Here is a 22,104-nt window from a genome sequence, read left to right as displayed (position 1 = left end):
CCGAGGTACCTAAGCGGGCAGATGCACGCCGCAGGCAAGCGGCCTTTGGCGACAGAGGCAGACTATGTGCGTCAAGTTTGCAAGGCGGGGGTTAGGAGTTCGATTCTCCTAGGCTCCACTCCTCAATCACACTGGTCACGGCCATCCTCTGGCGCGTGGCCAGTTTCCGTTTCCGGCCTCGCAGGATCAAAAGTCAGCATCTCGTCAGCCGGGGCACCGAATAGGTCCCGCACCTTGCGCTCATAATCGTCGGGCGCGTGCGTGTAAAGGTTGAGGGTTGTGGATGCGTTCTGGTGACCCATGACCCGCTGAACGACGTTGATCGGAACGCCGTCCGACACGAGCCACGTCGCGTACGAGTGTCGAAGGTCGTGGAACCGGAGTCCGCCGGCGGCGTGCAGCACGAGGTGGTTCACGGCCTCCCGCTCGGAGCCGAAGACCGCCGAATGCTGCACGTTGTCAGCGTCATGCCAGGTGGCCGCGGACCGGGACGGCTCTGCCGCGTCCAGGTGGCCCAGCAGCCCGGCGCGGACCAACGCGGGACGCCAAACCTGCCGTCGGAAGTTCGAGCGCCGCGGCGGCGTAGCCGTGCTGGTCACGAACACGAGGTCAGCCGACAAGGGCGTTAAGGACGTCCCTGGCGACACGGCGGGCGAACTGGTCAGTGCTGGTCTCCAGCACCTCCGACACTGCGGGGACCATTCCGTGCTCGTCGACGGCCGCCGGTGAGTCAAGGAGCAGTACTCCGGCGATCACAGCAGCACGGCGAATGTCGGGGTCAGGGTCGTGAAGGAAGGCCGACACCGCCTGGAAGATTGCAGGACGCCAAGACCGCATCTCCTTCATCGCAACGTAGCCGTCCAGTGGGAATCCGTGGCGCTCGTTGATCGCGACGATTTCGTCAGTGATGTCGTCGGCGGTGCAGCCCAGCCAGTCGAGCAGGGAGGCGCGCAACGGACGGGCCTGGCCGTCGTCATAGCGTGTGGTCGCAGCTGCCAGCCGAGGGTCGGACAGGATCCCGGCGATGTAGAGCGCCACCGGCGCTGTCGCCTGGTAGACGCTGTTCTGGTGCGAGACCAACTCGCTGACGTGCTGGACCGCCTCGTCGATGCGGTCGGAGTCCTCACTCAGTAGCTTGACCAGCTCCAGTGGTGTGTCGTCAGCTGGTCCGTACGCGTGGCTGATGGAATCCCATGCCGTGTCCCTGAGCAACGCGTGCGGGTCGGGTACCTGATCCCTGCTGACTTCCATGGTCATGGTCGCAGGCTACGGGTGCGTGGCCGGATGCTGACGTGCGGATGCCACCTGCAATCGCCCTGATCGCAGGGCTAAAACACGGCTAGCCGTTCTGCTATGGCTACAAGTGGGCGTGCTATCGATAGCGCCTCCGGCGGGGGCCGCCCCGGCCCCGGGATGGAAGGGAGCCGTGGGCGTCTTGCGGTCGGGTGGGTGGTGGGGGTGGGGCCATCCCGCCCACCGCCAACCCAGGCGGATGCCTACGCGGAACCTGGCCCCGCCGGCAAGGCTCGCCGTAGGCGACCGCGCTTGCGCGGCTTGGCCTTGCCGGCGGGGCCAGGTTCCGCGTCCACGGAGTGTGGGTCGACGGCGGACGGGATGGCAGCGGGCAGCATCACGGACGACGCCCGCTGTCTTTCAACCGGGGTGGTGTTCGGGGGTAGGCGTGCGGAAACCGGCCAGCGAGATACCGGTCTGCCTCGTGGTTCTTGTCGGAGGCGACACGCACGCCGCTCTTGAGTACGGCAGCTGGCTCAAGGGGATGGTCTGCCTGCCGGTACTCGGTCAAGTCGGTGTCAACGATCTCGACGCCTCGGTATAGCGCTGAGGAGCTAACTGATACCCACTGGTACTCGGTATCGCCGATGTCCGGCGACGTGCGTCCTGCCGCGAAGGGAGGTCCAGGGACAGCTTCAACCCCCAGCTCAGAACACATGGCGGCAAGAGTTTGGTTCAGATGGTTGAAACCGTCGTGCTCGCGGCGCGCGGATGAGAACGTCCATACCCAGACGACGTCTGGGCCACCGGCCAAGGCGGAGCCGTTCCAGCACACGAGGTCTTCGTACCCCGGCAACATCAGAGTGTTTGACGAGATGACCGCGTGAGCGTGCTGCCTCGCCAGCTCCGCTACGCGAAGGATAATCGCCGTGCTGAAGGCCATGGACATGACGATCATTATTCGCGCCTTCTCCTGTGCGACGGGGACCCCTAGCAGAGCGCGGGGCACAAGGGGGGGCACAGGACTGTGTGAAACATCGACAACCGCTGGCGACCAATAGAACCCTGGCGGACGTGAGGAAGGCTTGTGGCGGACACATTCCCTTGACCTGGGCAGAGGTCTCGCGGTTCCGCTTCAACGTCATGTCGTCGAGGTTGCCGAGGTCCGCACATCTGGCCGGGAGGCGTCGCCCGGGACTGGCGGCGATCCATTACGCTCCCGTCGGTCTGAGATGGGGAGGCTGAAGTGGCGCTCTGGTATGGATGCGCGCTCGCGTTGAGCGGATTTGCCCTGTTCGCGATGGCAGTCACGCGGTTCGGCACTACGTCGGTCGTCGACCGGCTGCTCTGCGCCGCAATCGCTGTGCCCGTTCTCATATATGCCTACCACCTGCTGTTCCGCTACGAGGGTGGGCAAGTTCTCGTCTTCTACGCGGCTTTCGTGCTGCCGTTCTACGTTGGCTTCCGACTCGTGCGCGGGTTCCGCCGCCGCGAGGCGGATCGTGCGGAGCGGGCCGCCGCGGCTGCCTCTGCCGCCACCATCGAGGACTGGCGGTCGACCAGGCGCTGGTGAGCCGCAAACGACACGGCACGCCCAGCGCGTCATAGGGTGCCGAGTCAGCAGAAAGCCAGCGCGATGCTCGATCGATACTGACGCCGAACAACCCAGGAGCGTGTGCTGGCACCGCTCCTGGGTAGTCAGCGACAACCACCGACAGTTCGATCACTGCGCCACCTACGCAGTGGGTGTGACATGCGGATAGGAGCGCGGCCGTAGAGACACGAAGCGCCGTCAAGGCTGACTTGACGGCGCTTTGACGTGCATGGAGTTATTGGCGCCGGACTATGCTTCGCGCTGCTGGCTCTCCCAGGGCTTGGGGATGGCCTCAAGTCGCTCAGTCTGCGCGAGGTACCGGCGGACGGCCACCTCGTCGCCGCGCTCATGGGCAGTGTCTGCCCAGCCTCGGATCTCCGCGATCCACTGCTCATGCTCGGCGCGGGTTGCCTCGTTGATCGCCTGGATTACGTCCATGCTCAGCCTCCCCACCGGTCATCGAGTTTACCCAGCTTGTACCTGTTCGCTTCACCCACCACGGTGGGGATTTGCGGAGCGCGGCGTATCGTGCAGCGAGACGGTCGAAGATCCGTACGGTGCACCGGTCGGCATGGAGGTGTCGGTGACCCAATCAACCCCCGGTAACGCGCCGGAGCGGGTGCTGGCGGCAGGGCGCGCGGTGAGTCATGAGATGGCGCTGGACGTCTTGGGAATCGCGATCGTGTGCTACACCGTGCTGATCGAGCAGGAGGAGCGTCGATCGACTCCCGACGCCGATCGCCTGGCACAGTGGGAGGGCCAGATCGGCGTCATCGCCCGTCTGCGCCACACGCTCGATTCCTACGACACCGATCAAATACACCGGGTCACCGAAGAGTACGCCGACCTGGTGCGCAAGCTCGACAAGATGATCGAGGATCGCTAACAGTCGGAAACTCCTAGGCTCCACCAGCGATAACTCTTGATCAACCGGGCTTTGCCGTTGGCCGTATAAGCCACTGGTAACGCCTGGAGTTTTTGATCTCGCTCTTGCTAAGCTCCCGCTTCGACGCGGAGGTGGCGAATGCCAGGCTTTCTGGACCGGTTCCGTAGGCGTCCCAACCCGACCGACGCAGAGACCGCCGAGGCCATGGGTCGGCTGGCCGAGACGTTCGTCAAGGGCTCGGCAGCCGAGGGCTGGCCGCTTGGGTGGGAGTCGACAGAGGCGTCTCAGCTGGATGACATATGTGATGCGTTCCTGGCGACGGATCCACCGCCCGCCTACCGCCAGAGCATGATCATGAGCATAGGTGCCTACCTTGGCGAGCTGATGGTGCGCCATGGTGGCGGCCGCTGGGCCTACGATCCTCACGAGAACGCGGCCGTGGTCGAAATGCCGAATGGCCTGCGTGGCTTCCCACACGGCAAGGTCGCCAAACGGCTCGAGCACGGCCGTGAGCACAACTTGTTCACCTTCTACCGGTACGGCCTTACCAGAGAGGCCCCACCGGGAACGACGGTCGAAACGATGCCGGGCGTATAGCCGCTGGTGAGCCTGGTTGATCTCCCTATTCCGCCCTACGTCCTCCTCGCCCGTGACTCGATCGTTGTCGTCCGCTGCACCGCGGGCCTTCGTGGCCAAACGTCGCCGTAGGTGTCGGCCGTCAGCCACCGTGCTCGACAAGGACCCGCATATGTGACATCCGGCGACCACACCCTGGCCGGGCACGGATACGGCAAGCTCGCCGATGATGGGTGACAGCGTAAGTACGCCGAGCACAAACGTGCTCTGTTGTACGGCCGGGCGCCGGCCCGGCTGCGTCCACCAACGTTCAGCAGGTGCGGCCGTCGACGCTGAGCCGGCCGTACGCGCCGAGTCTGGCGGCTTGCCGGCCGCTGGGCGAGTTCCCGGCCATCGCTCCCGCGATCCGTCTGAGCTGCGCATACATCGGCCGCGGAAAATGCGGTTGCCTCCCGAATCGGGCTCGCAATACCGTATGCCCACACCAAGAACGACACCACGGATGAACGGACCGGAGAACGACATGAGCGCCTTCTCGTACACCACGCACAGGCTGAAGCCGTGCGTCGAGAACGCCATGCCCGCCGCCGGTCGACGCGGCTGCGCGTATCTGTGGGAACCCGACCCGGGACGGGGCGGGCAGCGCTGCTGAAGCGCTGCCGAAGCGGCTTCAAGGCCGCCCGCCTCCGATCTCGGAAGCGGGCGGCCTTTCTCTATGCAAAGCACCTGAACAGCGAAGACGGCACCACAAGCCCCGGCCTGCCGGCGGCTGAGCACCTTGAGAACTCCACAGTGGATGGCATTGAGAATCAGCGCCGCAGTATGCGGTGCCGAGGCCGATTCGGCTATGGGTAGGCCCCCGAGCTCTCTACTCGGAAAAGCGGGTTCGAGTCCCGCATCGGCTGCGCAAGGAAACACCAGCTCGCGGTTGTCGCACAACGGCAGTGCGCTGCCTCGCCATGGCAGAGATCCGGGTTCGACTCCCGGCTACCGCTCCAACCCGTCTACAGCATTCCCAGGAGGTGACCCGATGAACGCAGTACTCGTCCTCAACGCCGATCTCGGCCCGCTCCACCGGGTCAGCCTGCGTCACGCCCTGCGCATGCTGTGGCGGCAGGTCGCGGTGGTGCACGAGTCGGAACCTGACCAGGCCATCGGGGTCTTCCCGATGCCCAAGGTCGTGCGGCTGGTCAGCTATGTGGTGACCCGCTGGCGTTACGGCGCCGGGCCGGCCTGGTCCCGGCGCGGCGTGCTCGTCCGCGATCAGCACCGCTGCGCGTACTGCGGCGGTGCCGCGTACACCATCGATCATGTGCTGCCCAGCTCGCGGGGTGGGCGCAACACCTGGCTCAACACGGTGGCCGCCTGTGGCGGCTGCAATCAGCGCAAGGGCGATCGCACGCCGGTCGAGGCGGGGATGCCGCTGCGGTTCCAGCCGGCGGTCCCGTCGTGGGCGATGCTGGCCAAGCGCTGACGGCTGCGGGTCACGGGGGCCCGCAGCCCTTCGGGTTCATAGCTCATCTGGTAGAGCGCCGCTCTTGCAAAGCGGAGGTGGCCGGTTCGAGTCCGGCTGGATCCACCGGGCCCTGATGGCGCAACGGGACAGCGCACCGGTCTACGAAGCCGGGGGTTGCAGGTTCGAGTCCTGCTCAGGGCGCGAGGGACGCGGCGGGGGGCCGCGTTCCGAACGGGATGTGGCGCAGCTTGGTAGCGCGCTGCACTGGGGGTGCAGAGGCCGTCGGTTCGAGTCCGGCCATCCCGACGTAGGGAAAGTCCACGGCGCGGTGGACGAAGGGGAGAGTCGCCCGCCTTTCAAGCGGGAGTGCTGCGGGTTCGAATCCCGTCCGCGCTGCTGTACCAACATGATCTTGCGGATGCGCCGACGTGGGAGAGTCGGGCCCGGCTGTAAACCGGGTGCTTTGCTGAGTGGGTTCGAATCCCTCCGTCCGCACTGCACGGCCTCGTGGCGTTCCGGGTGGGGCGCTCCGTCTGCAAAACGGATGTTCTCGGGTTCGACTCCCGGCGTGGCCTCTGTTCGTGCCGTCCACCGTGGGTTCTAGGGTTCGGGTATGACCATCACCCGGGCAGATGTCGACGCCGCCGCGACGCGGATCGCCGGGCGGTTCCGGCGTACGCCCCTGGCGGTGGTCGAGCCGGGTGGGCTGTCCGGCGCGTCGTGGCTGAAGTGCGAGTACATGCAGCACACCGGCAGCTTCAAGGCGCGCGGCGCGCTCAACCGGGTGCTCGCGGCGCAGCAGGCGGGCGAGCTCGACCCGGCGGTGGGCGTGGTCGCCGCCTCCGGTGGCAACGCGGGGCTCGCCGTCGCGTACGCCGCCCGCACCTGTGGCGTTCCGGCGACCGTGTTCGTGCCGCAGACCGCGCCCTCGGTGAAGGTCGCGAAGCTGCGGCAGCTCGGGGCACAGGTGGAGCAGCACGGCACCGAGTACGCCATGGCCTACGAGGCCGCCGTCAAGCGCGCCGCCGACACGGGCGCCGTCTACTGCCACGCGTACGACCAGCCGGAGATGGTCGCCGGGGCCGGGACGATCGGCCTGGAGCTGCTGGCCGACATCCCGGGCGGGTTCGACACCGTGCTCGTCGCGGTCGGCGGCGGCGGGCTGATGGCCGGCGTGGCCGCCGCGCTCGAAGGGCGGGCCCGGGTGGTCGGCGTGGAGCCGGTGCTCGCGCCCAGCCTGCACGCGGCCCTGGCCGCGGGCGCTCCGGTGGACGTCGCCGTCTCCGGGATCGCCGCGGACTCGCTCGGTGCCCGGCGGGTCGGCGAGATCGGGTACGCCGTCGCGGTGCGCACGGGCGTGACCAGCGTGCTGGTGACCGACGACGACATCGTCGCGGCCCGCCGGACGCTGTGGGCGGACCGCCGCATCGTGCTGGAGCACGGCGCCGCGGCCGCTTTCGCGGCGCTGACCAGCGGGGCCTACCGGCCGGCCGCGGGGGAGCGGGTGGTGCTGGTCGCCTGCGGCGCCAACACCGACCCGTCGGATCTCTGAACCTCGGCACCGCGCGGGTCGACCGGCCATCGGGCGGCCCGTGCTCTCCGTGCAGGAGGCCCGGATCCCGGTGACCGAACCCGCGGGCCCCGGGACGCTAGAAGACCTTGGTGAAGTACTCCCGGCTGAGGATGCGGAAGTAGATCCAGGACGGCAGCTTGTCGTAGCCCGGCTGCACCGCCTGGAGCACGGTCACCTGGCTGGCGTGCGCGTCGAGCGCGGCCCGCTTCTCGCCGCCGACGCTGTCGACGGCCATCGCGACGGTCGGCTTCGGCAGGCCCTGCGCCGGGTCGGCCGGGTACATGTCCCGGAACGTGGGGGACAGCTCCTTGGCCACCGAGATCATCGAGTCGGGCAGGGTGGCCTGGTAGAAGTGCTTCACCGGGAACAGGGGCTCGTGCCGCCGGTCGCCGAGGACGCCCTTGACCCATACCCCGACCTGCTCGTGGTCGGGGTGGCCGTAGAAGCCGACCCGGTCGTCGAAGCTCACCACGACGCTGGGGCGGTACTTGTCGATCAGGTCGGAGACGATCCCGCGCGCGCCGGTCGCGTCGGCGGCGGGCAGGCCGCTGTCGGGCAGGTCGAACAGTTCGACGTTGTCGGCGCCGAGCACCCGGCCCGCGTCGTTCGCCTCGACGGTGCGCCGCTCGGCGAGGTCGGACAGGGACGTCTTGGGCACGTTCGCCGCCTCGCCGCGGGTGAGGTAGGCGATGGTGATCTCGGAGTCGGGCTCCTCGCTCATCCGCCGCAGCGAGCCGGCCACGGTGATCTCGTCGTCGGGGTGGGCGAAGACGGCGAGCAGCTTCTTGGGCGCGCCTTCCGGGAAAAGGCTGTCGGTCAGCGGCACGCCGGTGTCGTTGACGTACCGGTTGAGGCCGAAGACGATCCCGGTGGGGAGCACCACCAGGCATGCCAGCACCGACACGATGATCTTGTTACGTCGGGAGAGGCGCATCGTGCTGTTCCGTTCCGAGGGGACGCCGGCCTGCCGCCGGGTGATCCGCTGTTCGGGCGGACCGCCGGGACGAGCCGTACGCGTGGTAGCGGCCACCGGGCGGTGGTCGGACCACCTTAATGGGTGTTCAGCGCCGCACGTCAGCGGGCCGGGCCGCGGTAGCGCAGGAACGCCGGGACGGCGAGCGCCAGCGCGGTCATGCACACCATCACCAGCACGCCGCCGCCCGCGACGGCGGCGCTCGCGCCCGCCACCGGCACCGCCACCCCGTGCAGCAGGTCGGCCAGGCGCGGCCCGCCCGCCACGACCATGGTGTGCACGCCCTGCATCCGGCCGCGCATCTCGTCGGTGGCGGCCGCCTGCAGGATCGCGCCGCGGAACACCATCGACACCATGTCGGCGACGCCCGCGATGCCGAGGAACACCACCGCCAGCCAGATCGAGCTGCTGAGGCCGAAGCCCACGATCGCCGCGCCCCACGCGCACACCGCGATCACCACCATCAGGCCGTGCCGGCGTACGTGGGAGAAGGTGCCCGACAGCAGGCCGCCGAGCAGCGCGCCGATCGGCACCGCGGCGTAGAGCATGCCGAGCGCGAAGTTCTCGTCGACCCCGGGGTACGCGGTGTCCGCCAGCTGCGGGAACAGCGCGCGCGGCATGCCGAGGACCATCGCGATCACATCGGCGGCCATGGAGATCATCAGCAGCCGGTGGGTGGCCAGGTAGCGGAAGCCGTCCAGGATGTCGGTCAGGCCCGCGCGCCGGGCGGCGCCGTTCAGTGGCGGCAGCGAGGGCAGCCGGTACACGGCGTACAGCGCGGCGCACAGTGCGATGGCGTCGAACAGGTAGAGCAGGGGCAGGCCCAGCAGCGGGATCAGCGCACCGGCCAGCATCGGCCCGGCGATCTGGCCGCCCTGCATGACGGTCGAGTTGAGCGCGCCCGCGGCGGGCAGCTCCGCCGCCGGGACGAGCCGGGCCACCGAGGCGGTGCGGGCCGGCATGTTCATGCCGAACAGCGCCTGCTGCACGGCGACGAGCACCAGCAGCAGCGGGATCGAGTTCAGCGACAGCGCGGCCTGCGCCCAGAACACGATGCAGAGCAGGGCGATGCCGCTGTTGGTGAACAGCAGCATCTTGCGCCGGTCCACGGTGTCGGCGATCGCGCCGCCCCACAGCGCGAACACGATCAGCGGGGCCAGGCCCGCGATGCTGGCGATGCCGACCCAGGCCGACGAGCCGGTCATGTCGTAGATCTGCTTGGGCACCGCGACCGCGGTCAGCTGGCTGCCCAGGGCGGTGACGATGGTCGAGGACCACAGCCGCCGGTACGGCTTGTGCCGCAGCGGCCGGGTGTCCAGGAAGAACCTGCGGCGGGGCGCGGTCTCGGCGGCACCCGCCTCGACCTGCTTCTCCGCGACCTCGCTCACGGCGAGACCTTAGCCGAGCTAACGACCTCTTGGCCAGGGGCGAGTGACCCAGGCAACGGGTGCCCGAGAGATCACCCGCGGCGGCAACCTGCGCGGCGCGGCTGTCACCGGCGCAGACCGATCGGCGGTTGGCGATCTTGTTTCACGTGGAACATCGCGAACGGCACAAAAAGGGCCCTCCGACGGAGGGCCCTTTCCCGTATCGGTCACACGGCGCAGGAGTCATCGTCGCACTGCTCGCCGCGCGGCGTGGGCAGCGTCGTCAGCGGCGAGCCGGACTCGCGGCGGCGGACCTCGTCGAGCACCTCGCGCAGGGTCGACGGGTCCTGGGCGCCGCTGATGCCGTACTTGCCGGCGAAGACGAACATCGGCACGCCGGTGATGTTCAGCTCGCGTCCGGTGGCCAGCTCGCCCCGCACCTCCGCCGCACCGGCGTCGGAGTCGAGGAAGTCGCGTACGCCCTGCTCGTCGTGGCCCAGCCCGGCCGCGACCGCCGCGATCGCGGTCCGCGAGCCGAGGTCCACGCCGTCGGTGAAGTGCGCCCGGTGCAGCGCCTCGACCATCGGCCGCTGCTCGCCGCGCTGCCCGGCCCACCAGATCAGCCGGTGCGCGTCGAAGGTGTTCGCGTTGATCGCCTGGTCGAAGTTCATGGTGAGACCCTCGTCCCGCCCGACCTCGGTCACCTGCGAGAACATCCGCCGGACGTTGGCCTCGCCGCCGTAGCGGCGGCCCAGCCACTGCACCAGCGGCCCGGACTCGGCGGAGGGGTCCAGCTGGAAGGCCCGCCAGGTCAGCTCGACCGGCTCGGTGAAGCCGTCCAGCGCCTTCAGCAGGCGCTGCTCGCCGATCCAGCACCAGGGGCACACGACGTCGGAATAGATCTCGATCTGCACGGTGTGGTGTAACACACGACCGGGATCTTGTGTTCCCGTGGCACGCGTGGTGTGCGCAAGGGCACGCAGCGTGGGCACCGGAGTCGATGGCAAGATGTCGCGGTGAGTTGGAGCAGGTATGCCGCGCTGGGGGACAGCTTCACCGAGGGCATGGACGACCCGTACGAGGACGGCGTCTTCCGGGGTTGGGCCGATCTGGTGGCACAGCGGCTGAGCGAGCTGAACGGACCCGGCTTCGCCTACGCGAACCTCGCCATCCGCGGGCGCCTCTACGACGCGATCGTCGCCGAGCAGGTCGAGCCGGCGCTGGCCATGAAACCCGACCTGATCAGCTTCGCGGCGGGGGCCAACGACGTGCTGCGCCGCCGGTGCGACCCGCCCGCGCTGATGCAGCGGTTCGAGGACACCATCATGCGCATGCGGGCCACCGGCGCCGACGTGCTCATGTTCCGGTTCGCCGACGTGATGTCGCGGCTGCCCGGCAACAACCTGGTCGCGCCGCGCATCCGCTTCCTCAACCAGTCCGCGGGCGAGGTGGCCGAGCGCACCGGCGCGCGGCTGGTCGACCTGTGGAACGACCACGAGTACGCCAACCCGGCCCTGTGGAGCATCGACCGGCTGCACATGTCGGCCGCCGGGCACCGCCGCACCGCGGCGCACGTGCTCGCCGTGCTCGGGGTCCCGGCCGATCCGACCTGGTGGGACGTGCCGGCCCGGCCGGCGGTGAAGTCGTGGCTGCGCACACGCTCGGACGATGCGCGCTGGGCGGGCCGCTACCTCGCGCCGTGGGTCAAGCGCCGCCTCACCGGCCGCTCCTCCGGCGACGACATCACGCCCAAGCGCCCGGAGATGCTCCCGCTCGACCGCTGACCCCGCCGTTCGGCGCTCCCGCCGAAGATGCGGTTTCCCCGCATAACTGCTGCCATCGGTGCGGTCGAGGGTGTGGTTTCCCTGAGACTGCTGCCATCGGCGCGGTCGAGGGTGCGGTTTCCCTGGAACTGCGGGCGCCCGGGGGACCCGGGGTCAGGGCGCGATGTTGAGGTGGGCGAGGACGCGCTCGGCGAGCGGCGCGTCGCCGGTGATCCAGATCTGCTGGCGGTCGCGGGTGGTGCGGCCGGTGCCGAGCAGGGCGTACGCCTCCCACGTCAGCAGCGCGTGCGCGGTGGCCGGGTGGGTGTCGGCAGGCACGACTGCGGCGCGACCGTGCTCGTCGACGTACACGGTGAAGTCCTGGGGCAGCTCGCCGAGGGTGGTCAGGCGCACCGCCGAGCCGGGCGGCGCACCGGCGGCCTTCGCGACGATGCGGGGCAGCGACTGCGCGATCAGGTCTCGGGCGACCTGCGCGCCGGGGGAGCCGAGGTTGCCCGGCCGGCGCACCGCGCGGCGTACGTCCTGCTCGTGGACCCACAGGTCGAAGGCCCGGCCGGACAGCTGCACCACGAACGGCACCGTCGCGTTCGACCACACCCACCAGCCGGGCGCGTCGGCGGCCCGCAGCTCGTCCGTGAGCTGGCGTTCACGCACCGGCAGCAGCGCGCGCAGCCCGTCCAGCACGGCGGTGCGCGCGGCACCGCGCCACTGCGCGACGCCGGAGTCGATCAGCTCCTGCGGCGGCGCGGCGGGGGCGGCGCCGCCGTCGGCCATCCACTGCTCCAGGCTGACCACGTGGCCGTAGACGTCGCCGACGCTCCAGCCGGGGCAGTCGGTCGGCGCGGCCCACTGCTCGTCGGTCAGCTGGTCGCCGAGCTTGAGCAGGGCGTGCAGGCTGTGGCGGCAAGCCGCCGCGGCGCGGTCGTGTGGCGACATGATCGGCAGCCTTCCCGCTTCGCCCGCCGCGCGCAAGCATTCGCGACGATCGCTCAACTTTAAAGGTTATTTACAGTTCTCTTGAGGTGGTACGCCATAGGCTGCAACGCACGACGGGTGACCTCCGCCTGACGGCAGACCGAAGGACGCATCGTGCAGACCGACCGCCTCTCCCGCTCGCCGATCCGCCGCGGCACCATCGCGGTCGCGGGCGCTGTCCTGCTGCTCGCGCTCGCCGCCTGCAGCGACTCCTCGGGCACCGATCCGGCGCCGGGCACCGCCCCGCAGGTCCCGCCAGCCGGGCCCGCGGTCCCGGTGACCTACTACCAGGCGTACGACGAGAAGGCGATGGCGACGACCGTGCTGCGCCTGGAGAACGGCAAGGCCGTCAAGGTGGCGACGATCGCCTCGCCCACGTCCGGGGTCCCGAACTCGCTCGCCCTGTCGCCGAACGGCAACCTGCTGGCCTGGGTCCAGGCGCCGGGCGGCGGCAAGGGCGACCTGTTCGTGTCGGGCGTGGACGGCGGCGGCCGGCACAAGGTCACCGGCGGCGTCCGCGACGCCGGCTGGGCGGTGCGCTGGTCGGTCGACAGCCGTTCGGTGTCGACCAGCGTCGGCATCGTCGACGTGAACAGCGGCAAGGTCACCAAGGGCAGGCTCACCGCCCAGTCCCGCGGCGGCGAGTTCGGCGCGTTCGCCGACGGCAAGGAGGTCGTCGTGGTCGACGGCGCCGGCCGGCAGCTGCGGCGGGTGCCGTTCGCGACCGCGTGCGAGCAGTGCGCGGGCGGCCGCCCGGCCGTCGTGTCGGTGTCGGTGGACGGCCGGTACGTCTCCGTCGCGAACGCGCCGACTGACGGGTCCCGCGCCGACGCCGCGTACGTCGTGCTCGACACGACCACCGGCAAGGCGGTCGACCTGCCGGAGTTCAGCGCGATGCTGTTCCAGACCGACGGGTCGTTCCTGCTGCGGGTCGGCGCCGAGGGCAGCCGCAAGCTGGTGCTGGTGGACGCGGCGGGCACGGCGTCGGCCGAGGTCGCCGAGCCGGCCGAGCTGGCCGGCGCACGCCTGCTCGTCGGCTGAGCCGCCGGTCTCCGATGCGAGGGGCATCCCGGCCGGGGTGCCCCTTCTCGCTGCCGCGGGTTCGGCGACCCTGCCCCCATTCATGCCCGTCGCATGCACGCTGAGCGGGTATGCCGCTGTCGCCGAATCTGGGTACGGTGTCGTGGTGAACCGCTCCCTTCGGGTCGATCCACGAGGCATCACCGATCCGACACAGCGTCACCGCAACCTTTTGGTACGCCGTACCGCGTCTGTATCGGGAGCGGGGGGCGGCCGGGTGGGCCGGGCAAGCGCTTCCCGTCCTGCCCGCACCGACGAGGAGAACCGCGCGGCATGAGCATCCCCACCCCCGACCGGGTCCGTGAGCTGATCGAGCAGTGCTGGCAGGCGCCGCGGGGCGCGGCCCAGGTGGCGCTGGCCGAGGAGGCCGTGGCCCAGGCCGACGCGCTCGGCGACGACGTGCTGCGGTTCCACGCCCGGATGGCGGCGACCGAGGCTTACCAGCGCGGCGGCCTGCCGGCCCGGGGTTTCGTCACCTTCTCCTGGTGCCTGGCCCGCTACGACGCCCACCCGGACCGCTTCGGCGACCAGGAGTACCTGCTGCTCTGGCACTACAAATACATGATCAACTCGCTGACCCGGTTCCCCGACATCCCGCTCGCCCGGACGTACGCGGTGCTCGACGACATGCAGCAGCGCTACCAGCAGGGCGGGCACAGCCTGCAGACCGTCCACAAGCACCGCTGGCTGGTCGCGTTCCACCTGGGCGACGACGCCGCCGCCGACCTGCACTACGAGCGCTGGCAGACGGCCCCGCGCGACGGCAACTCCGACTGCGTCGGCTGCGACCCCACCGACCAGGTGCTGCACCTGGCCGGGCGCGGGCGCGACGAGGAGGCCATCGCGCTCACCGCGCCGGTGCTGTCCGGCCGGCTGACCTGCGTCGAGCAGCCGCAGGAGATCCTCACCGCGCTGCTGCTGCCGTACCTGCGTACGGGCCGGTTCGACGAGGCTCGCCGGGCGCACCATCAGGCGTACCGCGCGATCCGCGACCATCGCAGCAAGCTCGGCACGGTGGCCGACCATGTCCTGTTCCTCGCGCTGAGCGGCAACGCGGTCCGCGGCCTGGAGCTGGTGGAGCGGCACCTGCCGTGGCTGGACGAGGCGTCGTCGCCGTTCGTGGAGATGGAGTTCGCCGCCGCCGCGTCGCTCGCGCTGCGCCTGCTGACCGGCGCCGGGCACGGCCAGCAGCCGGTGCGCAGCGCCGAGCAGACCGTCGCGGAGCTGGCCGCGCAGCTCGCGGCGCGGGCCGTCGCGCTGGGCAGGCGCTTCGACGCCCGCAACGGCACCACCGCCCAGGGCGACCGGATCGCCGCCGTGCTGGCGGCCCGGCCGGTCGTGGAGCACCTGGCGCTGAGCCTCACCGCGCAGGCGGGTGCGCCGGAGCCGCGGCGGCCGGAGCGGCCCCGGCCGGAGGCGGACCCGCTGACCGACGTGCCGGCCGACGCCGGGCTCGACGAGCTGCTGGATCTGATCGAGGAGGCGCTGCGGCGCGACGAGGAGCCGCGCGCCGAGGCGCTGTGGCGGCGCATCGAGCCGCTCGCCGGGGCGGCCGGGCTCACCCCGCTGCAGCGCGGGCGGCTGGCCGACCTGCACGGCATGCGCCTGCACGGCGAGGCCGTCGCGGAGACCGAGCAGGCCTGGAGCGAGGCGCTGGACTGGTACGCCCAGGCCGGGGACGAGATCCGCTGCCAGCGCATCCGCGGGCGGCTCGGCCTGCACCGCAGCCGCCACGGCCAGCCGGAGGAGGGCCTGGCCCAGGTGCGTGCCTCCACCGACTACCTGATGGCGCACGGCGGGGCCAAGGACCGGGCGGGCGCCCTGCGCCGGCTCGCGGTGGCGCTGCTGCACGCCCAGCAGCCCGCCGACGCCATGGGCGAGCTGGACCGCATCGCGGCCGTCGGCGAGCCCGACCCCGGACCGCGGGTGCGGCTGCAGGTGATGCTGCTGCGGGCGCAGGCGCTCGGCGCGGACGGCCGGGTCCAGGAGTCCGCCGACGCGGCGCGGGAGCTGATCGCCCAGGCCGAGCACGAGCAGCAGGACGAGATGGTGGGCCTGGGCGAGTTCTTCCTCGGCCAGGGCCTGAGCATGCTCGACGACAACGCCGGCGCGGTGCAGGCGTTCGACCGGGCGCTGGCGCACGAGCTGCCCGAGCCGCTGGAGCAGGAGGTGCGGGAGCGGCGGGCGGTGCTGCTGGCCGGCACGGCGCGCGCCCGGGAGGTGGTCGACGACCTGACCGCCATGGTGGCGCGGCTGGCGGCGGCGCCGGGCACCGGCGAGGAGCACGAGGACGAGGCCGAGCACGCCCGGTTCCACCTCGCGGTCGCGCTGTTCAACGCGGCCCGGCCGGAGGAGGCCGCCGAGGTGGCCGAGGAGGCGGTGTACGGCGCCGACCGGGCCGGCAACCAGAACCTCGCCGACCAGGTGCGGCACCTGCTGGCCGCGGTGTACCAGCGGATCGGCGACAACGACCAGGCGCTGTCCTACCTCGATCAGCTCGCGGTGAACCTGGACGGCTTCGACAATGCCGCAGTCCGGGCGCGGGTCCTGGAGCAGGCCGGTGAGCTGCTGTTCGACCTCGATCGGGACGCGCTCGCGGCGCACCGGCTCGGCTCGGCCGCGGCGGCGTACCGGGTGGCCCGGCTGCCGCTGGACGAGCTGCGGGCGCGCCGCCGCCAGGCCGTCGCGGCGATGTACGCCGAGGAGCCCGAGCAGGCCCGCCAGGCGGTCGAGCTGGCCGACGCCGCCGCCGCGGCGCTGCCGCCGGGGCTGGCCGGGGAGCCCGAGGTGCGCTACGAGCTGGCCTGGCTGGCGCTGGACGGGGCGCGGGCGATGGTCGCCGCCGGTGATCCCGAGGCGGCGCTGGCCCGGGTCGGGGAGACGCCCGCCCGGTTCCGCGCGCTGGAGGCGTTCGGCGAGGCGTTCCTGGCCGAGCTGGCCATGGGCGAGGTGCTGCTCACGCTGGGGCGGGCCGAGGCGGCCGAGCCGCTGCTGCGCTCGGTGCTGAACGGCCTGCCGCGGGACTCGGCGACGCTGCCGCGCGCGGCGTACGCCCTCGCGCACGCCCTGCTGCAGTCCGATCGGGCGGACGAGGCGCACCGGCTGGCGGGGGAATATGGGTTCGAACTGGACTAAACGGACGTTAAGGCGCGGCTTGACCGGCGAGTAGCATGTCTCGGGTGACGGCAGTGGAGCAGGTAGAAACACCCCCGGCGAAGCCCGCGCGCAGGTCGCGGCGCGAGGAGATCATCGAGATCGCGGTCGGTCTCTTCGCAGCGCGCGGTTATCACGGCGTGTCCATGGACGACATCGGCACCGCCGCCGGCGTCACCGGGCCCGCGCTCTACCACCACTTCGCCGGCAAGAAGGACATGCTGGTCGCCGCGCTCGTGCCGGTCAGCGAGGGCCTGCTGGCGGGCGGCCGGGAGCAGGTCGCCAAGAGCGACGGCAACCCCCGCGTCGCCGTCGAGGCCCTGGTCGACTTCCACGTCGACTTCGCGCTGGCCAACCCGGCCGTCATCGCCCTGCACCTGCACGAGCTGGACCGGCTGCCGGAGGAGCCGCGCCGCGAGATCCGCCGGCTGCAGCGGCAGTACGTCGAGGAGTGGGTCCAGGTGCTCACCGCGCTGCGCGACGACCTCACCGCGGGGGAGGCCCGGGTGCTGGCGCACGCCGCGTTCGGCCTGATGAACTCGACCCCGTTCCTCGGGGGCGAGGTCGAGCGCCAGCGCCGCGCCACGCTGCTGCGGGCCGCGGCGCTGGCCGCATTGCTGGGCTGACATCTTCATCACTTGATGAAATAATGGGTATCCACCGACATCGCTGCAGGCACGAGCACCGCCTCGTCTCGGGGTTCCGCTGACCGATTAGCCTCGGCGTGGTTTTCTGAGCGCAGGAGGGTACTCACATGATCGAATCACTGCTGGTCGCGAACCGGGGCGAGATCGCCCGGCGGATCATCCGGACCGCCAGGAGCCTCGGCATCCGCACCATCGCGGTGTACTCCGAGGCCGACGCCGAACTTCCGTTCGTGCTGGAGGCGGACGAGGCGGTCTGTGTCGGCCCGGCCAACCCGGCCCAGTCCTACCGCAACACGCAGGCGATCCTGGACGCCGCCAAGCAGACCGGCGCGCAGGCGATCCACCCCGGCTACGGCTTCCTCTCCGAGAACGCCGACTTCGCGCGCACCGTCGCCGAGCACGGCCTGATCTGGGTGGGTCCCGACCCCGACGCGATCACCGCGATGGGTGACAAGATCAACGCACGGAACCTGATGGCCGCCGCGGGCGTTCCCGTCGCCCCCGGCACCGCCGACCCGGCCGCCACGGTCGACGACGCGCTGTCCGCGGCCAAGGAGATCGGCTTCCCGGTCATGGTCAAGGCCGCGGCCGGGGGCGGCGGCATGGGCATGGCCGTCGCGAACAACGCCGACGAGCTGACCGAGCAGTACGAGAAGGTGCGCGGCTTCGCCGAGCGCATGTTCGGCGACGGCGCGGTGCTGATCGAGCGCTACTTCCCGCGGGTGCGCCACGTCGAGGTGCAGATCCTCGGCCTGGCCGACGGCACGGTCATCGCGCTCGGCGAGCGCGAGTGCTCGGTGCAGCGCCGCAACCAGAAGCTGGTCGAGGAGTCGCCCTCCCCGGCGCTGACCCCCGACCAGCGGGAGCGGCTGCTGGCCGCCGCCGTCCGTGCGGGCGAGGCCGTCGGCTACCGCAACGCCGGCACCGTCGAGTGCCTGTTCGACCCGGCCACCGGCGACTTCTTCTTCCTGGAGATGAACACCCGGCTGCAGGTCGAGCACCCGGTCACCGAGGCCGTCTTCGGCATCGACCTGGTCGAGGCGCAGCTGCGCGTCGCCGCCGGGCTGCCGGTGCAGTTCGACCCGGCCGGCCTGGTCTCCCGGGGCCACGCCATCGAGCTGCGGGTCAACGCCGAGGACCCCAAGCGCTTCCTGCCCGGCCCCGGCGCGATCAAGACCTGGGTCGAGCCGGCCGGCGAGGGCGTGCGCGTCGACTCCGGCTACGCCGAGGGCAACGTGGTCACCCCGAACTACGACTCGCTGATGGCCAAGGTCATCGTGTACGCCGCCGACCGCGCCGAGGCGATCATCAAGGCGAAGGAGGCGGTGGCCGCGTTCGAGCTCACCGGCCCGAAGAACAACCTGCCGTTCTTCGCCGAGCTGCTGGACAACGCCGAGTTCATCTCGGGCGACTACGACACCGCCCTGGTCTCCCGGATGCGCTGACGGGCACGCGAAGGGGCCCGGCGGACACGCCGCCGGGCCCCTTGCTCATGCCGAGGTCAGCGGAGCTCGTACGCCCGGATGACCGTCTGGTCGAAGGTGTTGCCGTGCGAGTCGGCGCCCGACGCCTTCAGCGACACGAAGCCGCCGGCCTTCGGGTGCGCGACCGCGACGAGCCACTCGCCGGCGATCCGCAGCACCGGCACCTTCTTCCAGGTCTTGCCGTCGTCGTAGGACACCTGGACCGCCAGCTTGACGACCCGGCCCGAGCCCTCGGTCTGGGTGATCTTCGCGGGGAAGATGCCCAGGCCGCCGGCCTTGCCGACGTTGTGGTCGTCCAGCCGCGGCGCGAAGCTGACCGCCGTCAGCGGCAGCGACGACAGCTCCTCGGTCTGGCCCGAGCGGAACGTCCAGCTCACCGACATCCTGGTGGTGAGCCGCGCGTCGCGCTCCAGGCTGCCCTCGAACCGGAACTTCGCCTTCGCGGCGGGGACGTCCTCGGCGAAGACGTACGGGCCGTCGTCGGCCTCGGCGATCAGCTCGCCGTCCCGGTAGAGCGCCCCGTGTCCCTTGGTGATCTGGCCGAAGCCGGCCCGGCCCTGCCCGTCGCCGAGCAGCCCAGGGCTGATGTACACGATGCCGCCCTCACGCAGCGCCGGCACGTCGCCCGGGAAGAACGGCGCCACGCTCGGCCCGAACACACCCTTGTTCCACTGCTCGCGGTAGGTGCGCCCGGCCCGGTACGTCTGGACCGAGCTGGTGTCGGAGACCGTCAGCGGCCAGTCCTGGCCCTCGACCGGCACCTCCTCCATGAACTCGACCTGCCACGGCGCGTTGCCCGCGTAGTAGTCCGTGCGGGTGAACGGCAGCGGGGTCGGCCAGCCCACGGCCCAGCCGCCCTGGCTGTCCGGCGGCGCGAGGAAGTTCAGCCGCATGCCGTCGGAGCCCTTGGCCAGCGCGGCGTGGCTCGCCTCGACGTTGGCGAAGTCGCCCGGCCGCAGGTGCTTGACCAGCCCGGTGAGCAGGCTGTCCGGGCTGTGCCAGCCGACGTTGTAGACATGTGGTGTCTTCGCCGGGTTGCCGTCCTCGTCGAGCCGGGCCAGCACGCCGGTGACCTGCGAGCTGAGGCCGGAGGCCGGCTTCGGCCCGATCAGCTTGGCGAACATCTGGTCGAAGGATCCCGCGCCGATACCGACGCCCGTGCCGAAGTCGCCCTCGGTGTAGAAGGCGTCGAAGCCCACGACCAGCGCCGTGGCCTGCGTGTCCGGGACGGTCACATCGAAGCCGCCGCCGCCCCGCGCGTCGAGCGACACCGTCGCCGGGCCGCCGACGCTGAGCTTCGGGTACATCACCTGGGTGGTCGCGAACCCGCCCTCGGTCTCCTCGTCGACCCAGCTGAAGGCGAAGTACTCACCCGGCGGCAGCCGCAGGTCGTTGCTCGGCCCGAAAACCACCCACTCCTGGTACTGGTCCTTGCGCAGGACCACGGTGAAGGCGTTCTCGGCCGGGTCGCCGTCGCGCTCGGTCGCGGTGACCTTGACCGGGTACTTCAGCTCCTCGCGGATCACACCGAACGGCGTCTGCACCGAGACGCCCGGCGCGGTCGCGGTGAGCTGGCCGCCGAAGTTGCCGGTGGTCGCACCGCCCGGCCGGGTGTCGGCGCGCAGCGTCACCGAGGCCTGCCCGCCGGCCGGCACGGTCACCGTGTCGGCGCTGAGCGAGAACGTCCCGGCGGGCCCGTCGGCGTGGAGCGCGAGCTGCAGGGTCACCGCCGTGCTGCCGCCGTTGCGGTACGTGACGGTGCCGGTGCGCACGTCGTCGTCCTCGTGCGGCCACTCCTGCAGGCCGAACGTGACCGACGACGGGGTCGTGGTGACCTGCTGGGTGATCGCCCGGGCCACGTCCACCCGGCCGGCACCCTGCGCGAACACCCCGATGCCGGCGGCGGGCTTGGCCGACCCCATGAGGGCCGCCTTGCGCTGCTCCGGCGTCCACTGCGGGTGCACCTGGGTGAGCAGCGCCGCGGCGCCCGCGACGTGCGGGGTCGCCATCGACGTGCCGTCCAGCGGCATGTAGAGCTCGCCCGGGGTGCCGAGGAAGCCGTCCTTGCTGCGCGCCGCGACGATGTCGACGCCCGGCGCCGCGATCTCGGGCTTGACCGCCCAGCCGTCGGCGCTGGGGCCGCGGCTGGAGAACTCGGCCAGCTCGTCGGACTTGGTGAACGCCGCCACGGCCAGCGCGGCCTCGGCGGTGGCGGGGGAGCTGACCGGCTCGAACTCGCCGCTGTTGCCCGCCGCGATCACGAACAGGGTGCCGTGCGAGGCGGTCAGGTCGTTCACGGCCTGCTCGACCGGGTCGACCTCGGGCGTGTTCGAGCCGCCCAGGCTCAGGTTGACCACGTCGGCCCCGGACTCGGCGGCCCACTGCATGCCGGCCACGATCCAGGACTCCAGGCAGCCGCCCTCAACGCAGACCTTGCCGTCGAGCAGGGTGGCACCGGGCGCGACGCCCCTGTACTTCCCGCCCGAGCCGGCGCCGCTGCCCGCGATGGTCGAGGCCACGTGCGTGCCGTGGCCGACCCGGTCGAGGTCGTCCTCCTCGCCCTCGGTGAAGTTCTGCCGCCCGGCGATCCGCCCGGCGAAGTCCGGGTGGGTCACGTCGATGCCCGTGTCGAGCACGGCCACGGTGACCCCGGTGCCGTCGAAGCCGGCGGACCAGGCCGCGGGCGCGCCGATCAGCGGCACGCTCTCGTCCAGCGTCGGCTTGCGTACGGCGTCCAGCCAGATCTTGCCCTTGCCCAGGCCGGTGCGGGTCGACTGCCAGCGCGCGGCCAGCGACTCCGCGGGCACCTCGGCGGCGAAGCCCTCGACCGCCGGGAGCCGCCGCTGCGCGGTCAGCCCCGGTGCGGACGCCGCACCCGAGACGATCAGCGGCAGCGCGGCCGGCCGGGCGGCCTGCACCGCGAGCAGCTCCGTGACGTCGAACAGCCGCTTGTCGAGCCGGTCGGCGGCGAGCAGCGGCGCGGCGTCGGACGGGATGACGTACTGGTGGTCCTTGACCCGGTAGCCGTGGAACGTGACGCCCTTGCGCGGGGTCACGCTGACCTTGCCACCGCCGTGCACCGTGACCCGGTCACCGGTGATCAGCGTCACCGACTGGGCCTGCGCGGTCGCGGCGGTGGGCGGCACGGCCTCGGGCGCGGCGGTCTGCTGCGCTCCGGCGGCGCCGGGTGCCGCCGCCAGCAGTGCGGCAGCCATGCCCAGGGCCAGTAACGTTCGGGTTCTCCTGCTGGATCGCATGTTCCTCCCCGTTCGAACGACAGTCCGCCTTGGACTGTCGTATATAGAGACGCGCTGAACGGATGA

General features: G+C 71.1%; 19 protein-coding genes and 8 tRNA genes. 18 read left to right on the top strand and 9 right to left on the bottom strand.

Annotated elements, in window-relative coordinates:
• Window positions 1-122 precede the first annotated feature (122 nt).
• From AB0J67_RS16630 to AB0J67_RS16620, 3 genes are all read right to left on the bottom strand, one after another.
• Entirely contained in the window at window positions 123-605 is a 483-nt protein-coding gene (locus tag AB0J67_RS16630) for a tyrosine-type recombinase/integrase (protein ID WP_363482698.1), read from the bottom strand.
• A 4-nt stretch (window positions 606-609) separates the two neighbouring features.
• Window positions 610-1,257: a hypothetical protein gene (locus AB0J67_RS16625; protein ID WP_363482695.1), complete on the bottom strand. Its 648-nt coding sequence runs from the start codon at window positions 1,255-1,257 to the stop codon at window positions 610-612.
• A gap of 373 nt (window positions 1,258-1,630) precedes the next feature.
• The gene (locus tag AB0J67_RS16620) at window positions 1,631-2,191 is read right to left on the bottom strand and encodes a hypothetical protein (RefSeq protein ID WP_363482692.1); all 561 of its coding nucleotides are present in this window, start codon (window positions 2,189-2,191) and stop codon (window positions 1,631-1,633) included.
• Between the two features lie 288 nt (window positions 2,192-2,479).
• Here AB0J67_RS16620 and AB0J67_RS16615 point away from each other — a divergent pair, with 288 nt between their 5' ends.
• On the top strand, window positions 2,480-2,806 hold the full coding sequence (locus AB0J67_RS16615) for a hypothetical protein (RefSeq protein ID WP_363482689.1): 327 nt from the start codon (window positions 2,480-2,482) through the stop codon (window positions 2,804-2,806).
• 270 nt (window positions 2,807-3,076) lie between these two features.
• On the opposite strand, the gene AB0J67_RS16610 is transcribed toward AB0J67_RS16615, so the two are convergent.
• Entirely contained in the window at window positions 3,077-3,265 is a 189-nt protein-coding gene (locus AB0J67_RS16610) for a hypothetical protein (RefSeq protein WP_363482686.1), read from the bottom strand.
• Between the two features lie 133 nt (window positions 3,266-3,398).
• On the opposite strand from AB0J67_RS16610, the gene AB0J67_RS16605 reads away from it, so the two are divergent.
• The 12 genes from AB0J67_RS16605 to AB0J67_RS16550 all read left to right on the top strand — a co-directional run bounded on the left by AB0J67_RS16605 (window position 3,399) and on the right by AB0J67_RS16550 (window position 7,297).
• Window positions 3,399-3,713: a hypothetical protein gene (locus tag AB0J67_RS16605; protein WP_363482683.1), complete on the top strand. Its 315-nt coding sequence runs from the start codon at window positions 3,399-3,401 to the stop codon at window positions 3,711-3,713.
• Window positions 3,714-3,851: 138 nt separating this feature from the next.
• Window positions 3,852-4,310 carry a hypothetical protein gene (locus AB0J67_RS16600; protein WP_363482680.1) on the top strand — a complete coding sequence of 153 codons (459 nt, stop codon included), beginning with the start codon at window positions 3,852-3,854 and terminating at the stop codon, window positions 4,308-4,310.
• Between the two features lie 813 nt (window positions 4,311-5,123).
• Window positions 5,124-5,194 (top strand) — tRNA-Glu (locus tag AB0J67_RS16595).
• A gap of 19 nt (window positions 5,195-5,213) precedes the next feature.
• Window positions 5,214-5,287: transfer RNA gene (locus AB0J67_RS16590), tRNA-Gly, on the top strand.
• A gap of 32 nt (window positions 5,288-5,319) precedes the next feature.
• Window positions 5,320-5,763: an HNH endonuclease gene (locus tag AB0J67_RS16585; protein WP_363482677.1), complete on the top strand. Its 444-nt coding sequence runs from the start codon at window positions 5,320-5,322 to the stop codon at window positions 5,761-5,763.
• A gap of 32 nt (window positions 5,764-5,795) precedes the next feature.
• Window positions 5,796-5,868: transfer RNA gene (locus tag AB0J67_RS16580), tRNA-Ala, on the top strand.
• Window positions 5,869-5,872: 4 nt separating this feature from the next.
• Window positions 5,873-5,946 (top strand) — tRNA-Arg (locus tag AB0J67_RS16575).
• Between the two features lie 31 nt (window positions 5,947-5,977).
• Window positions 5,978-6,051, top strand: a tRNA-Pro gene (locus AB0J67_RS16570).
• Window positions 6,052-6,067: 16 nt separating this feature from the next.
• A tRNA-Glu gene (locus AB0J67_RS16565) sits at window positions 6,068-6,141 on the top strand.
• An 18-nt stretch (window positions 6,142-6,159) separates the two neighbouring features.
• Window positions 6,160-6,240: transfer RNA gene (locus AB0J67_RS16560), tRNA-Tyr, on the top strand.
• Between the two features lie 6 nt (window positions 6,241-6,246).
• Window positions 6,247-6,320: transfer RNA gene (locus AB0J67_RS16555), tRNA-Cys, on the top strand.
• Window positions 6,321-6,358: 38 nt separating this feature from the next.
• Entirely contained in the window at window positions 6,359-7,297 is a 939-nt protein-coding gene (locus tag AB0J67_RS16550; RefSeq protein ID WP_363482674.1) for a threonine/serine dehydratase, read from the top strand.
• 97 nt (window positions 7,298-7,394) lie between these two features.
• On the opposite strand, the gene AB0J67_RS16545 is transcribed toward AB0J67_RS16550, so the two are convergent.
• The 3 genes from AB0J67_RS16545 to AB0J67_RS16535 all read right to left on the bottom strand — a co-directional run bounded on the left by AB0J67_RS16545 (window position 7,395) and on the right by AB0J67_RS16535 (window position 10,572).
• Window positions 7,395-8,252 (bottom strand): PIG-L deacetylase family protein, encoded by an 858-nt coding sequence (locus tag AB0J67_RS16545; protein ID WP_363482671.1) that lies wholly within the window; start codon window positions 8,250-8,252, stop codon window positions 7,395-7,397.
• 140 nt (window positions 8,253-8,392) lie between these two features.
• A complete protein-coding gene (locus AB0J67_RS16540; protein ID WP_363482668.1) occupies window positions 8,393-9,679 on the bottom strand; it encodes an MFS transporter in 1,287 nt (428 codons plus the stop codon).
• Between the two features lie 206 nt (window positions 9,680-9,885).
• The gene (locus AB0J67_RS16535) at window positions 9,886-10,572 is read right to left on the bottom strand and encodes a DsbA family oxidoreductase (RefSeq protein ID WP_363482665.1); all 687 of its coding nucleotides are present in this window, start codon (window positions 10,570-10,572) and stop codon (window positions 9,886-9,888) included.
• A gap of 102 nt (window positions 10,573-10,674) precedes the next feature.
• Here AB0J67_RS16535 and AB0J67_RS16530 point away from each other — a divergent pair, with 102 nt between their 5' ends.
• A complete protein-coding gene (locus AB0J67_RS16530; RefSeq protein ID WP_363482662.1) occupies window positions 10,675-11,442 on the top strand; it encodes an SGNH/GDSL hydrolase family protein in 768 nt (255 codons plus the stop codon).
• Window positions 11,443-11,595: 153 nt separating this feature from the next.
• Here AB0J67_RS16530 and AB0J67_RS16525 read toward each other — a convergent pair whose 3' ends face one another.
• Complete coding sequence (locus tag AB0J67_RS16525; protein WP_363482659.1) at window positions 11,596-12,378, bottom strand: maleylpyruvate isomerase family mycothiol-dependent enzyme; 783 nt, start codon at window positions 12,376-12,378, stop codon at window positions 11,596-11,598.
• A 153-nt stretch (window positions 12,379-12,531) separates the two neighbouring features.
• Between AB0J67_RS16525 and AB0J67_RS16520 the strand changes: the two genes are divergently transcribed.
• The 4 genes from AB0J67_RS16520 (at window position 12,532) to AB0J67_RS16505 (ending at window position 18,742) form a co-directional block, all read left to right on the top strand.
• The gene (locus AB0J67_RS16520) at window positions 12,532-13,458 is read left to right on the top strand and encodes a hypothetical protein (RefSeq protein ID WP_363482656.1); all 927 of its coding nucleotides are present in this window, start codon (window positions 12,532-12,534) and stop codon (window positions 13,456-13,458) included.
• 312 nt (window positions 13,459-13,770) lie between these two features.
• Window positions 13,771-16,632, top strand: a complete 2,862-nt coding sequence (locus tag AB0J67_RS16515; protein WP_363482653.1) for a hypothetical protein — start codon at window positions 13,771-13,773, stop codon at window positions 16,630-16,632.
• Between the two features lie 35 nt (window positions 16,633-16,667).
• The gene (locus AB0J67_RS16510; RefSeq protein WP_363482651.1) at window positions 16,668-17,276 is read left to right on the top strand and encodes a TetR/AcrR family transcriptional regulator; all 609 of its coding nucleotides are present in this window, start codon (window positions 16,668-16,670) and stop codon (window positions 17,274-17,276) included.
• A gap of 128 nt (window positions 17,277-17,404) precedes the next feature.
• Entirely contained in the window at window positions 17,405-18,742 is a 1,338-nt protein-coding gene (locus tag AB0J67_RS16505) for a biotin carboxylase N-terminal domain-containing protein (protein WP_363482648.1), read from the top strand.
• Window positions 18,743-18,798: 56 nt separating this feature from the next.
• On the opposite strand, the gene AB0J67_RS16500 is transcribed toward AB0J67_RS16505, so the two are convergent.
• Complete coding sequence (locus AB0J67_RS16500) at window positions 18,799-21,996, bottom strand: S8 family serine peptidase (RefSeq protein WP_363482645.1); 3,198 nt, start codon at window positions 21,994-21,996, stop codon at window positions 18,799-18,801.
• Window positions 21,997-22,104: the final 108 nt, after the last annotated feature.

It is taken from the genome of Catellatospora sp. NPDC049609 (genome assembly GCF_040675365.1).
Taxonomy (GTDB): Bacteria; Actinomycetota; Actinomycetes; order Mycobacteriales; family Micromonosporaceae; genus Catellatospora.
This window is presented reverse-complemented; position numbering and strand designations above follow the sequence as displayed.